This window comes from Gallibacter sp. Marseille-QA0791, from assembly GCF_965119705.1.
GTDB lineage: Bacteria > Bacillota > Clostridia > Peptostreptococcales > Anaerovoracaceae > Lentihominibacter > Lentihominibacter excrementipullorum.
The window spans coordinates 630300-642261 of the sequence record NZ_CBCPMH010000001.1; the positions used below are offsets into that span (position 1 = coordinate 630300).

The following is an 11962-nucleotide window of genomic DNA, read 5'->3' on the forward strand; positions in this document are numbered from 1 at the left end:
TATTTTACTGGAAACCTCCCCATTTATCAACATCCAAAACCAATTTTCCTCCCTGACCGGTAGTCTCGAAACATGCTGTATCCACCATCAATACGCCTGCCGTCCCTGCCAGGAACAGGAAAAATACTATGATCATTTCCAACAGAGTCCTTTTCATCGCTCCACCTCAGTCACTGCTGTTCTTCCTCTATGATATCTGCCAATACATTGGCGAAATACACGGCGCAGCGCCTCGATTCTTCTATGGTGTTCTTGTTGTTGCCTACTTCCAGAAGCAGCGCCTTATCACTGACGAACTCGTTGTATTTATAGTTTTGCTCTATTATGGCGCCGCCGTATCCGGCGTACATACTCTCCGCCCTCTCGCTGACTTTTTTGGCGAAAGCGTAGAGAGACGTGTAATTGTCGTTCTGCTTGCCGACCACCATACTGAATTTTGCCACTCTCTCGCCGTTTATCTCTATGTATTTCCCTTCCGTCGCCGCCGCTGCCGCCGCATCCCTGTGGAGATCGATGACGTAGACCGCGGTAGGATACTGCTGTGTCAGCGACTGTATCGTCTCCAGGGACCTGTTGTAGGACTCGTTGTAGGACGGTCTGTCGTGCATCGTCTTGTCATGTATGACGTTTATACCTTTTTTCTCCAGCTCTTGCTCCAATACGATTCCTACATCTCTCACCGTACCTTCCTCCGCTTCTCTGTGATAGTTGCTCTCACTGTAAGGCATGTAGGATTCGGTGCTGTGTGTATGATATATGATAACGAGAGGATCCTCCGTCACATCGATCTTCTCCACTTCTGCCGGAGCCTCCTCCGCCTTCTCCTTCGTATCGTCGGAGCCGCCGTTCTGTTCCTCTGACGGCTGCTCCTCTCCGCCGGCCTTTGCCGTTTTCTCTCCCGGCGCATCACGGTTTATCTGCGTCACCTGGCCTATACACAGCTCTCCCAGCTCCTTCTCATCTATCCACCCCAGACCGGCAGATGAAGCCGGCTCGGCTTTCAGGAAAAACAAGGTGGAGCATATGAACACTAATACCGCGGCGGCGATAAGTACTCTGTTTTTCTTTTCCATAGTTGTCCTCCAAAGATTTCTTTTACGAATATATGCCGGGATGCAGCGTTTTATTTATTCCATTGGCGATTATATCCGAAAAATCTTTTATCAGCATGTCTATGTCGGTGGATGTGACTATCATCTGACGGTCATACTCTTCCATATATCTCTCCATTTTTTCAACATTTTCCACATTGTCAGCCAGAGCATCTCCTATGACCGTTGTGATATCTATGACCGTAGGAACGCCTATGGCCACTACTCTGGCTCCCACCGTTTTCTCGTCGATACCTGTCCTGTGATTCCCCGTTCCTGCTCCGGGCGAAATACCAGTATCGGTTATCTGTACCGTAGTATTGAGCCGCTGTATGTCCCTTGCCGCCAGAGAATCGATGACTATCACTACTTCCGGACGGACCAGGCGCGCTATCTCCGCCACGATCTCTGCTGTTTCCATACCTGTAGTCGCCGTGACTCCCGGGGCTATGCAGCTCACCCTTGACATCTCATCATCCTCATCGGCGCCGAACATCTCAAACAGATGGTTGGTCACCCTTATCTTGGAAACCGCTGCAGGCCCCAGGGAATCAGGGGTCACCATGGCGTTTCCCAGTCCTGCCACCAGCACCTTCAGCCGGCTGTGGAATTTTATGAGTCGGCTCAGTTCTCCGGCTATCACCTGTCCCGCTTTCTCCTTTGTCTCCTCTGCTCCCTCAGTGATACCTTCCGCTTCGATGGTGATATAATTCCCCATAGGTTTCTCAAGCCTCGCTTCACCGGCAAGGCTGGTTATCTCTATCCTGGTGACACTGACTCCGTCGCCGCATTCCTCCTTTTCCACCGATATCCCATCCGCTTCGCCTCCTGCCGGGCTTCCTTCCCTTTTTCCGCCCGCCTTATCGCCACTGTCATCCGCCTTGGAGACAGCCATCTCCATCCTCTCTATGGCCAGATCTGTCCTGTACTTCATCATGTTCGTCTCCTTTTGCATTTTCTACGATTTTTCCCTTGCAAATCCTCTTTTATTCATATATACTTTAAGTTGCGAATTTTTAGCTGTATTTTAAGAAAGTGGGGTAATTTAAAATGGCAAATATTAAATCCGCAAAGAAAAGAATCCGCGTGATCGACAAGAAGACAGCCAGAAACAGACGTGTAAAAGGTCATCTCAAGGCTATCCTGAAGTCATTCGATGCTGCTATCGAAGCAGGCGACATGGAAACTGCCAAAGAAAAACTCGCTCTGGCAGAGAAGAAGCTCATGCAGGCTGCTGCAAAGCACACTATCCATAAAAACGCCGCGTCGAGAAAGGTCTCGAGATTAACGAAGAGATTCAACAAGGCTAACGCCTAGTTCTCACCCGTCCCCACCGGTGCATAAGTTAAATGCACAAGAGCTTGCTGTAAGCAAGAGAACAACAAAAAGAAAAAAGATGGATGTGTCTCCCATCTTTTTTTGTTGCGCAAAAATCCCGGCGGCCCGAATGTCCCGGCGTTCCAGCTACTTGCAGTGAAAATATCGCCACTTCGCTTGCACCCTGCCACTTACGATAAAATCCACCTTTTTTCCTGCCTCTCCGCAAGCAGAATATCGCAGACACCCTTTCACGGCGTCACTTGCGATACTTTTTCATGTCCATCGGCAGTAAAATTATCGCAACTGTATCATAAATCCGAAGCTGCGATAATACAGTTGAGCAGCAGGGCGAAATATGCCTCATTTTATCGCGGCGCCCGGTTCCGAGGCCCTCTCGCGATATTTTGATTCAAGGCTCTGTGAATTCAAGGCTCTGCGAATCCGCATTTCTACGAAAGGAAATCTCATGTGTGTTATCGAAATTCCCGCCGCTGCGCCGTCATGGCCGCCGCCGCTGAAACCCGGCGACAAGGCTGCCGTTATCGCACCAGCGTCACCTCCTCCCGACACGAGGTCCGGCCTCCGCAGCGCTGTCCGCTCACTGAAAGCCCTCGGCCTGAAGCCTGTCATCATGCCCGGCTGCCGGATGCGTACAGGGCATCTGGCCGGCCCCGACAGGCAACGGGCCCGCGACATGAATGCAGCCTTCGCCGACGATGATATAAGGGGGATATTCTGCCTGAGAGGCGGCTGCGGAGCCATGAGACTGCTGCCGCTGCTGGACACAGATATCATCAGGCGACACCCCAAGATCTTCATAGGATACAGCGACATCACCGCCCTCCATGTATTCCTCAATCAGCGCTGCGGACTCGTCACCTTCCATGGACCTATGGCTGGCGCAGATTACACGACTATGGACGCCTTCACTGTCGCTTCCATGAAACGCCGGCTTTTTCATACCGCCAGGCCCGGCCCCATAGCCGAACCGCCCGGCCGCCCTGTGGAAGCGCTCCTTCCCGGCCGTGCCGAAGGCATCCTGGCGGGAGGAAATCTGACTGTACTGGCCGCCGGACTGGGAACGCCCTATGAGATCGATACCAGAGGCAGGATACTGTTCCTGGAAGACGTAAATGAACCGCTGTACAGGCTGGACAGAAATCTCACATCTCTGGCCCTTGCCGGTAAATTTGATGACTGTGCCGGTGTCCTGCTGGGGACCTTCGAAGGATGCCCCCTCACATCGGGGCCGACGCCGGAGGCGCTGTCGCTGGAGGATATCCTGAAAGGCTTCCTGGAGCCGCTGGGAAAGCCTGTCGTCAGGAGCCTTCAGGCAGGTCATTCCTTCCCGCAGGTTACACTGCCGCTGGGCGCCTGCCTGCGGATGGAAGCCGAAAGGAAGGCGTCTGCCGACGAAAACGCCGTCTCCGGAATTGACGAAAGCATCGCCAATATATTTGTTTTATAAATTTCCGAAACATGGTATACTTGTTAAAGAAAATCAAAGGAGGAAACCTGTATGAGTACACATATAAACGCCGCTGACAGAAAAGATATCGCCCGATCCATCCTGCTGCCCGGCGACCCGCTGCGCGCGAAATTCATAGCTGAGAATTTCCTTGAAAATCCCAAATGCTACAACGAGATCCGCGGTATGCTGGGATATACCGGAACATATAAAGGAGTGCCTGTATCTGTCCAGGGGACCGGTATGGGGATGCCGTCAATGGGCATCTATTCGTGGGAACTGATAACAGAATACGGTGTGGAGAACCTCATCAGGATAGGGACCGCCGGCTCTTTTCACGAAGATATCAAGGTAAAGGATATCGTCATCGGCATGGCTGCCTCTACCGATTCCAATTATATCCACGCCTTCGACGTTCCGGGGACATATGCCCCCTGCGCCAGCTATGAGCTGCTGTCCAAGGTGAGCGCCTCGTCAACGGAGCTGGGGATACCATTCAAAGCGGGAAATATCGTTTCATGCGATGTTTTTTACGAGTTGAAAGAAGACTGGTGGAAAAGATGGGCCTCCATGGGGATAATGGCAGTGGAGATGGAAGCTGCCGCCCTCTACATGAACGCGGCTTACAACGATGTGAACGCCATCGCCATCATGACCATCAGCGACCATTTCGTTACAGGGGAGAAAGCGACTGCCCGGGAAAGAGAGACATCATTCACCGATATGATGAAGCTGGCTCTGGAAGCCGCGATAAGGTAAATATCAGGAGGTAATCGTGAAAATACTGGAATCTGCAGAAAACTATCTCGAGTCCATACTCATATTGAAAAACGAAAAAGGCTCCGTCAGAGCCATCGACATCGTAAACTATCTGGGCTTCTCCAAGCCAAGCGTCAGCATCGCCCTCAAGCAGCTGGAGACCAACGGCTTTATCATCAGAGATGAGGACAACCACATATTCCTCACCGACTCCGGAAAGGAGATAGCCGACTCCATATATGAACGCCATCAGCTGTTGAGCAAGCTGTTTGTGAAGATAGGAGTCAACGAAGAAACAGCCAAAGATGACGCCTGCAAGGTGGAGCACCACATCAGCCAGGAAACCTTCGAATGTCTGAAAAAGCTGTATAACAACATGTGATGACAGATGACATCTCAGTGACGGAGCGGAAGCTCCGGCCACACTCCGCCACTGATTTCTTCCTGTTCTGTCATACCTTTATATCATCTTTCATCTTCTCGAATGTCTTATCCCCTATACCGGACACATTCTTTATATCCTCCACATCCCTGAACCGGCCATTTTCCTCGCGATACTCTATTATTTTCTCTGCCGTGACGGGCCCAACGCCATCCAGCTCCTGCAGCTGCCGGGAATCGGCGGTGTTGATATTTATCTTACCGTCGGAATAGTCGGCCGCACGCTGGCTGCCGTCCGATCCTGTCCCTCCTGCCATGCCGCTTTCCTCCGTCATCAGGGCCGGAACATATATCTTCTCGCCGTCTTCCACAAAGGCCGCTCTGTTTATCTCGGTGATATCAGCGTTCTCCGTCAGTCCGCCTGCCGCCTCTATAGCATCGCCTACCCTGCTGCCTTCATCCAGCTCCACCACCATGGGATTGTTGACTTCCCCTCCCACATCCACCACTATGGCGGCAGCGGTCGGCTGACTGGCCACGGCAGGCTGCGTCACATCCTCCTCTTCCTCTTCGCCGCCGCCCGGCGCAAAAATAAAAAAGGCAGCGATGACCGCCACAGCGGTCACACCCACCTTTATGAGCATGTCCTTGTTTTCTTCCAGGAACTCCCTCAGCTTCCCGTTTTCTTTCACATATTCCAACAATCTCTTCATGACCGATACCTCCTTTGCCCATTATATTACATTTATTGGAAGTATTTGTCAATATGTTTTGTAGGATTTTCCATATGGATCGTGATATACTGGGATGGATATCTCATCTGAAATATATTTCCTCGCGGGTGATATCCGCCTCGTTCCTGTCGTAAACCAAACCGAAACGTTTTCTCACAGTCTCCATCAACAGCTCAGGACTTAGATTCGAAACACTGCCGGAATCCAGCACAGCTTCTATGATCAGAGCCTGGCCGCCCGACACGCCGTTGGAGGAAAAGCTTATATCCCTTATCATCGGTCTTATATCGACCTCCAGCAGCTCCTTCTTTTTCTTCTGCTTCTTCATCGCCAGTATCCTCTCCTGGCTCATATATGTCCGTCCCATCTCTTCCACAGGGATGCCCGGCCTTTCCTGCAGCGGTATCTCTATCAGATACCTGGCCGCCACAGTGCGGGCCGCCAGAGTCTTGCCCCCTTCTTCGACCCGGACGCACTCTTTTATTTTCAGTCCTTCCGGCATCAGCTCCGCCAGCTGCTGTCTGATGATATCAGCCTCATATTCCTCCTCTGTCTCCATTTCCATCAGCTCGTTGAGGCCGATATATCCCAGGGACAGAGGCTGAGCGAAACTGATCTTGGGATGAGGATTGAACCCTTTGGAATAACCCAGCCTTATCCCCGACCTCTTTATCGCTCTGTAGAAGAGCCTCATCAGATCCAGGTGGGAAATATAACATACATTTCCTTCTTTAGAAAATTTAAGTATATATTTAAACATGGGTCACCTCCCCCAGCTCCGCATCCTTGAAGCATTCCGCGTATCTGTTGATACCGCAGCCGGTGCAGCCTAGTCTGCAATCATGAGTCGTCTCCGCCCTTTTGGCCTTTTCATTTTCCCGGATGAGGTACTCTCTCGTTATCAACGGATCCACCACATCCCACGGCAGGATCTCATCATAGCTTCGCTCTCTGTGACTGTAAAAGCCGGGGTCGATACCAGTCTCTGAGAACGCCTTTTCCCACAGATCCGGTCTGAACTTATCGCTCCAGCTGTCAAATCTGCATCCCAGCCTGTGAGCCGCCTCCAGCACCTGGCCTACTCTTCTGTCGCCTCTGGCCAGCACAGCTTCCAGATTACTGGTCCCTGTTTCATGATAATTAAAGGTCACGCCTTTTATCCTCAGCTTCCCTGAAAGAAAATCATGCTTGTCGATAAACATTTCGTCGGTATCCTGGGCTGCCCACTGAAAGGGCGTATGAGCCTTAGGCACGAAATTGGAGACGCTTACAGTGACCCTGAATCTGCCGCCCTTGCGTCCTCTTATCCGATAATTGATATCCATTATCTTTCTGGCGATCTCCCCTATGCCGGCCAGATCCTCATAAGTCTCTCCCGGAAGGCCTGCCATGAAATACAGCTTGATATGTTCCCATCCCAGCTGTATGGCCTGCTCCACGGCGCCGAATATATCTTCCTCCGTTATGTTCTTGTTGATGATATCCCGGAGCCGCTGACTTCCGGCTTCCGGCGCGAAAGTCAGTCCCGACTTCCTGTATCCCTGTATCTCATCCAGCACTTTGAATGAAAAAGAATCCATGCGCAGAGATGGCAGAGAAAGTGCTACATTGCGTCCGGCACACATCTCCATCAGCTCGGTAGCCAGTTCCTCGAATCTGGAGTGATCGCTGGTGGACAGAGAAAGGAGCGAAAGCTCGTCATGCCCTGTGTTCTCCAGCTGAGCCATGGCCAGCCTCTCTATCGTCTCCTTCTTTCTCTCCCTCACAGGCCTGTATATCATTCCTGCCTGGCAGAACCTGCACCCTCTCGTGCAGCCTCGGAAGGTCTCCACGACGGAACGGTCATGGACTGTCTCTATGAAAGGCACGATATTCTTCACAGGAAATGAAGCCTTGTCCAGATCCTTCACTACAGCTCTCCGCACCCTGTCAGGCGCGCCGTCGTACATCTTCCTTATTTCCCTCACAGTCCCGTCATCGTTGTACTGCGGCTCGTAAAAAGCCGGGACATATACGCCATCCATACCACAAACGGCTTTCAGGAATCCATCTTTGGAGCTGCTTCTCTTCCACGCCATGCATATCTCTTCCTGCATGTCCTCACCATCTCCGATGAGAAAAACGTCGATGAAATCGGCCAGCGGCTCCGGATTATAGGCACATGGACCACCGGCGACTATGACCGGGAAATCATCGCCCCGTTCTTCACGCCGCAGAGGGATCCCTCCCAGCTCCAGCATATTGAGTATATTAGTGTACGAAAGCTCGTACTGAAGGGTGAAGCCCAGTATATCCATTTCCTTCACAGGAGACAGAGTCTCCAGGGTGAATAACTCCCTCCCTGTCTGACGCATGAGATTTTCCATATCCTCTGCCGGGGCAAATACCCTCTCGCAATATATATCGTCATTTTTATTCAATATATCGTATAATATCTGCATCCCCATGTAGGACATACCTATCTCATAGATGTCGGGGAAAGCGAAGCCGAATCTGACAGAAACGCTGTCAGGGTCCTTGATGACCGAATTCACTTCTCCGCCTGTGTATCTGGCCGGCTTTTCCACCCGTCTAAGCAGCTTATGCAGTTCTCTGTCTATGTTCATATATCCTGTCTCCCTCTCATATCAGACTTCACGGCCCATCAGCCGGTCTATGGCAATACCCGTCTTCTTCTCTATCTCGTCCATAAACCTCCTGGTTTCCTTCTTTTTCTCCAGGATTATCTTCTCGGCCTCCGGATGACCATTTCTCCTGGCCTTATTTATTATGTATTCTATCCTGGCATCCAGACCTACATATCTGTCTTCCATCACCAGCCTGTCCCCCAGGCAGACCATATCGGTCTCGTTGACCTGCTCTATGGGTGAAAAAGGTGAATATTTCATGTGGACAAGTATTATCCTGCTTTCCTCCTCATATCCCAGCTCCTTCATCAGTCCTGCGCCTACTTCCCAGTGCTTGTCCTCTGTCCTGGCGATGTCGTGGAGCATCCCGGCCGCCAGCACCAGATCCAGGTCCAGGTGAGCGCCCTTTTCGTTGAGAGCCTTCGATATGGTCAGTGCAGTCCTGGCCACCTCACGGCAATGACCTTTGACATGCTCGGGAGTGCCATACTGATCCAAAAGTCTTTCACATTCTTCTCTTGTAGGGTGTTTCATCTGAGTTCCTCCTAACCTTTTAAGTATACCACATCTCAGTCCAATTCCCTAAAGGAATAATAAAATTCTCTCTTCTCGTCCTTCTCGTAAACACCTATGATCTGCCCTTTCTTCACTCTGGCCGGCACGGATACCTCCACCGATTTCAGGTTGCCGTACAGGCTTTCTGCTGAATCACCGTGTATTATCCTGACATATTTCCCGATCTCCTCGTTTTCCCCGACAGAAGCCACCTCGCCGCCTCCCACCGCATACACCGATGTAGTATCGCCTTCGAACTCATCATCTATGGGTTCTCCATACCTGCTCTTTCCGGCCATGACGCTTACTGTCTCACCCACTTTAGCAGTAACGGATGCGGCCATATCTTTGCTTTTTTCCGCCGCCGCCTTCATATCCTCGACAGTATAATCGGTATCCATATAGCCAAGCACCGTATCCGCTCCCTTTTCCAGGACAGTTATATGAGAATTCTTCGATATGAAAAGCGCCAGCGCTATCAGAAATGTCAGGACTGCCTGCTTCGCGATCTTTTCCATCATAACGACCTCCTGATACTATCTTATTGGGAGACCGCAAAAAAAGAAGGCGAAAGTAAAAATTCCGCCTTCCTTCATACTGTTTCCCTCCGCAAAGAGATCAAATCTCTCCGCCGACAGGCAATGGTAAAAGATCACAGATAATCTTCATCCAGATATTCGAACTCAAAATCCTTTATCCTTATTGTGTCACCGTCCTCGATGCCCATCTCGCGCATCTTTTCAACGGCTCCGCTCTTTTCTATATACTTGTAGAGATATCTGAGAGAGCCGGCATCGTTGAAATTAGTCGAATTGAATATCTTTTCCAGCTGCCTGCCTTCCAACACGTAATTTCTTCCATCAAAAGTGACCTTCACGACCCTGTAGTCCGGATCCTGCTCATCTGCTTCGAAGTCGAACATTTCATACTCATCGTCTTCCGGCGGTTCCTCTGAGAGCCGCTGCAGCTGAGAAGCAGCTTCCGCCAGTACCTCCCTGACGCCGATGTTTATAGGCGCCGACATGGGGAACACTTTATAACCTTTGGACTCGACATACTCCTTGAACTCGATGTATTCAGGGGATTCCTCGTCAGTCAGGTCTATCTTGTTGGCCGCCACTATCTGAGGTTTTTTCAGCAGTTTAGGACTGTACTGTTCCAGCTCTTTATTTATCTTGTCAAAATCCTCCACAGGATCCCTGCCTTCGCTTCCCGAAACATCCACCACATGGATGAGCACCTTAGTACGTTCGATATGTTTGAGGAATTTATGGCCCAGTCCGGCTCCTTCGTGGGCTCCTTCTATTATACCAGCGATATCGGCCATAACGAAGCTGGTGTCATATATCTGCACCACTCCCAGGTTTGGAGCTATGGTAGTGAAATGATAATTGGCTATCTTGGGTCTGGCGCTGGTAGAAACGGAGAGCAGAGTCGATTTCCCTACATTGGGGAATCCCACCAGCCCTACGTCGGCTATCAACTTCATCTCCAGAATGACCTGCCTCTCCTTGGCGAAACCTCCCGCCTCCGCAAAGTTAGGCGCCTGTCTGGTGGAGGTGGCGTACTTAGCGTTTCCCTTACCGCCTTTGCCGCCTTTCGCCGCCACAAAAGACTGGCCGTTTTCCGTCAGATCCTTCATCAGCAATCCCGACTCTTCATCTATTATCATCGTCCCCACCGGCACTTTGATCACAAGATCCTGGCCATTCTTGCCGAACCGTTTTTTCTTCATGCCATTCTGACCGTTTTCGGCCTCATACTTTCTCTTATATCTGAAATCCATCAGAGTCCTGAGGTTTTCATCGGCCTGGAAGATCACATCGCCGCCTTTGCCCCCATCGCCGCCGTCGGGTCCTCCCTCAGGCACAAAAGGCTCTCGTCTGAAGGAAACGGCTCCGTCGCCTCCTTTTCCCGACCTTATATATATCTTAGCTCTGTCTACGAACATGTTTTTCATCTCCCGGGTATTCCCCGCATAATAACAGAGCCCCTATGTGAATAGGGGCTCAAAACAATTGGCTTACGCTTCTTTCGGATATACGCTTACCTGCTTCCTGGTCTTGTCATATCTTTCGAATTTGACAGCACCGTCGATCTTCGCAAATAAGGTATCGTCTCCACCGATTCCCACATTGTTGCCAGGATGGAACTTCGTTCCTCTCTGTCTAACCAAAATGCTTCCGGCGCTTACGAACTGACCGTCGCCCGTCTTTACACCAAGACGTTTCGACTCACTGTCTCGACCGTTCTTCGAGCTACCTACACCTTTTTTACTTGCCATCGACCAGACACCTCCTCGCTATATCAATTAAACTACAGTTTTATCTTCCAAACAACAACTATTATCCGGAACTATCATCCGGCTGCCGCACCGCTGTCGCGGCCGTTTGCCTTCGTTACGTTACTTCAACGCTGCTTCGATAGTCTCGATCATCACCGCGTTAGTCGCTTTTTCATCGATCTCGATGTTGTTTTCCTTGGCGAACTCGATGAGCTCAGCCTTTCTCATGGACTTGAGCGACGGCTTCTTAGCAGGCTTTACCGCGCTGTCAGCAGCTTCCTTCACCTCTTCGCTCTTCGCAGTCTCAGCTTTGGCTTCCGCAGGAGCAGCCGGTGCCTTCTCGCCGTCTACAGCTGTTATTTCAACCAGCGTATAAGGCTGTCTGTGGCCCTGCTTCTTTCTGTAATCCTTCTTGGCCTTGTACTTGAAGATGACCACCTTCTTGCCCTTCCCGGTCTCGATGACTCTTCCCTCGACCGTAGAGCCTTCAACGTAAGGCGTCCCCACCTTAGCTTCCGCGCCTTCGCCAACGACCAGGACCTTGTCGAATACGACAGTCTCACCGTCAGCAACGCCCAGCTTTTCCACAGCAATCTTGTCGCCGTTCTGAACTCTGTACTGCTTTCCGCCTGTTTCGATAATTGCGTACATTTGTTTTTTCTTACCTCCTCTATCCAGTCTCGCCTATGTAAGGTACCGATCATCTCTCCAGCGGCTCTGTGAGCTGCCGGGACCGGATTTGC

The 11962-nt window shown here is 51.0% G+C and carries 14 protein-coding genes and 1 pseudogene; 4 read left to right on the plus strand and 11 right to left on the minus strand.

Going from position 1 to position 11962, the window contains the following annotated elements; genetic code table 11:
• Window positions 1-4: 4 nt before the first annotated feature.
• The 3 genes from ACQY69_RS02940 to gpr are packed head-to-tail and all read right to left on the minus strand — an operon-like array spanning window position 5 to window position 2025.
• Window positions 5-157, minus strand: a complete 153-nt coding sequence (locus ACQY69_RS02940; RefSeq protein WP_428258475.1) for a hypothetical protein — start codon at window positions 155-157, stop codon at window positions 5-7.
• Window positions 158-170: 13 nt separating this feature from the next.
• Complete coding sequence (gene spoIIP / locus ACQY69_RS02945) at window positions 171-1073, minus strand: stage II sporulation protein P (protein WP_428258477.1); 903 nt, start codon at window positions 1071-1073, stop codon at window positions 171-173.
• Window positions 1074-1095: 22 nt separating this feature from the next.
• Entirely contained in the window at window positions 1096-2025 is a 930-nt protein-coding gene (gene gpr / locus ACQY69_RS02950; RefSeq protein ID WP_428258479.1) for a GPR endopeptidase, read from the minus strand.
• A gap of 116 nt (window positions 2026-2141) precedes the next feature.
• On the opposite strand from gpr, the gene rpsT reads away from it, so the two are divergent.
• From rpsT to ACQY69_RS02970, 4 genes are all read left to right on the plus strand, one after another.
• On the plus strand, window positions 2142-2408 hold the full coding sequence (gene rpsT, locus ACQY69_RS02955) for a 30S ribosomal protein S20 (protein WP_428258480.1): 267 nt from the start codon (window positions 2142-2144) through the stop codon (window positions 2406-2408).
• A 469-nt stretch (window positions 2409-2877) separates the two neighbouring features.
• Window positions 2878-3879 (plus strand): S66 peptidase family protein, encoded by a 1002-nt coding sequence (locus tag ACQY69_RS02960; RefSeq protein WP_428258482.1) that lies wholly within the window; start codon window positions 2878-2880, stop codon window positions 3877-3879.
• A gap of 51 nt (window positions 3880-3930) precedes the next feature.
• On the plus strand, window positions 3931-4638 hold the full coding sequence (gene deoD / locus ACQY69_RS02965; RefSeq protein WP_428258483.1) for a purine-nucleoside phosphorylase: 708 nt from the start codon (window positions 3931-3933) through the stop codon (window positions 4636-4638).
• 16 nt (window positions 4639-4654) lie between these two features.
• Complete coding sequence (locus ACQY69_RS02970; protein ID WP_428258484.1) at window positions 4655-5020, plus strand: metal-dependent transcriptional regulator; 366 nt, start codon at window positions 4655-4657, stop codon at window positions 5018-5020.
• Between the two features lie 70 nt (window positions 5021-5090).
• On the opposite strand, the gene ACQY69_RS02975 is transcribed toward ACQY69_RS02970, so the two are convergent.
• The 8 genes and pseudogenes from ACQY69_RS02975 to rplU all read right to left on the minus strand — a co-directional run.
• Entirely contained in the window at window positions 5091-5732 is a 642-nt protein-coding gene (locus ACQY69_RS02975) for a helix-hairpin-helix domain-containing protein (protein WP_428258486.1), read from the minus strand.
• A 103-nt stretch (window positions 5733-5835) separates the two neighbouring features.
• A complete protein-coding gene (locus tag ACQY69_RS02980) occupies window positions 5836-6513 on the minus strand; it encodes a TIGR03936 family radical SAM-associated protein (RefSeq protein WP_428258488.1) in 678 nt (225 codons plus the stop codon).
• Window positions 6506-8359: a TIGR03960 family B12-binding radical SAM protein gene (locus tag ACQY69_RS02985; RefSeq protein ID WP_428258489.1), complete on the minus strand. Its 1854-nt coding sequence runs from the start codon at window positions 8357-8359 to the stop codon at window positions 6506-6508. Before ACQY69_RS02985 ends, ACQY69_RS02980 begins: the two co-directional genes overlap by 8 nt.
• Window positions 8360-8380: 21 nt before the next feature.
• Entirely contained in the window at window positions 8381-8914 is a 534-nt protein-coding gene (locus ACQY69_RS02990; RefSeq protein WP_428258491.1) for an HD domain-containing protein, read from the minus strand.
• 35 nt (window positions 8915-8949) lie between these two features.
• Window positions 8950-9456, minus strand: coding sequence for a peptidoglycan DD-metalloendopeptidase family protein (locus tag ACQY69_RS02995; RefSeq protein WP_428258492.1), 507 nt, complete (start codon window positions 9454-9456; stop codon window positions 8950-8952).
• A gap of 131 nt (window positions 9457-9587) precedes the next feature.
• Window positions 9588-10886 carry a GTPase ObgE gene (obgE, locus tag ACQY69_RS03000; RefSeq protein WP_428258494.1) on the minus strand — a complete coding sequence of 433 codons (1299 nt, stop codon included), beginning with the start codon at window positions 10884-10886 and terminating at the stop codon, window positions 9588-9590.
• 72 nt (window positions 10887-10958) lie between these two features.
• Window positions 10959-11219: a 50S ribosomal protein L27 gene (rpmA, locus tag ACQY69_RS03005; protein WP_177269058.1), complete on the minus strand. Its 261-nt coding sequence runs from the start codon at window positions 11217-11219 to the stop codon at window positions 10959-10961.
• A gap of 348 nt (window positions 11220-11567) precedes the next feature.
• A pseudogene (gene rplU / locus ACQY69_RS03010) lies at window positions 11568-11870 on the minus strand (50S ribosomal protein L21); the annotation flags it as partial.
• Window positions 11871-11962: the final 92 nt, after the last annotated feature.

What these genes read in the sequence shown, in the direction of transcription:
- ACQY69_RS02940 (WP_428258475.1), bottom strand. Translation starts at nt 157, where the DNA reads ATGAAAAGGACTCTGTTGGAAATGATCATAGTATTTTTCCTGTTCCTG.
- spoIIP (WP_428258477.1), bottom strand. Translation starts at nt 1,073, where the DNA reads ATGGAAAAGAAAAACAGAGTACTTATCGCCGCCGCGGTATTAGTGTTC.
- gpr (WP_428258479.1), bottom strand. Translation starts at nt 2,025, where the DNA reads ATGAAGTACAGGACAGATCTGGCCATAGAGAGGATGGAGATGGCTGTC.
- rpsT (WP_428258480.1), top strand. Translation starts at nt 2,142, where the DNA reads ATGGCAAATATTAAATCCGCAAAGAAAAGAATCCGCGTGATCGACAAG.
- ACQY69_RS02960 (WP_428258482.1), top strand. Translation starts at nt 2,878, where the DNA reads ATGTGTGTTATCGAAATTCCCGCCGCTGCGCCGTCATGGCCGCCGCCG.
- deoD (WP_428258483.1), top strand. Translation starts at nt 3,931, where the DNA reads ATGAGTACACATATAAACGCCGCTGACAGAAAAGATATCGCCCGATCC.
- ACQY69_RS02975 (WP_428258486.1), bottom strand. Translation starts at nt 5,732, where the DNA reads ATGAAGAGATTGTTGGAATATGTGAAAGAAAACGGGAAGCTGAGGGAG.
- ACQY69_RS02980 (WP_428258488.1), bottom strand. Translation starts at nt 6,513, where the DNA reads ATGTTTAAATATATACTTAAATTTTCTAAAGAAGGAAATGTATGTTAT.
- ACQY69_RS02985 (WP_428258489.1), bottom strand. Translation starts at nt 8,359, where the DNA reads ATGAACATAGACAGAGAACTGCATAAGCTGCTTAGACGGGTGGAAAAG.
- ACQY69_RS02990 (WP_428258491.1), bottom strand. Translation starts at nt 8,914, where the DNA reads ATGAAACACCCTACAAGAGAAGAATGTGAAAGACTTTTGGATCAGTAT.
- ACQY69_RS02995 (WP_428258492.1), bottom strand. Translation starts at nt 9,456, where the DNA reads ATGATGGAAAAGATCGCGAAGCAGGCAGTCCTGACATTTCTGATAGCG.
- obgE (WP_428258494.1), bottom strand. Translation starts at nt 10,886, where the DNA reads ATGTTCGTAGACAGAGCTAAGATATATATAAGGTCGGGAAAAGGAGGC.
- rpmA (WP_177269058.1), bottom strand. Translation starts at nt 11,219, where the DNA reads ATGGCAAGTAAAAAAGGTGTAGGTAGCTCGAAGAACGGTCGAGACAGT.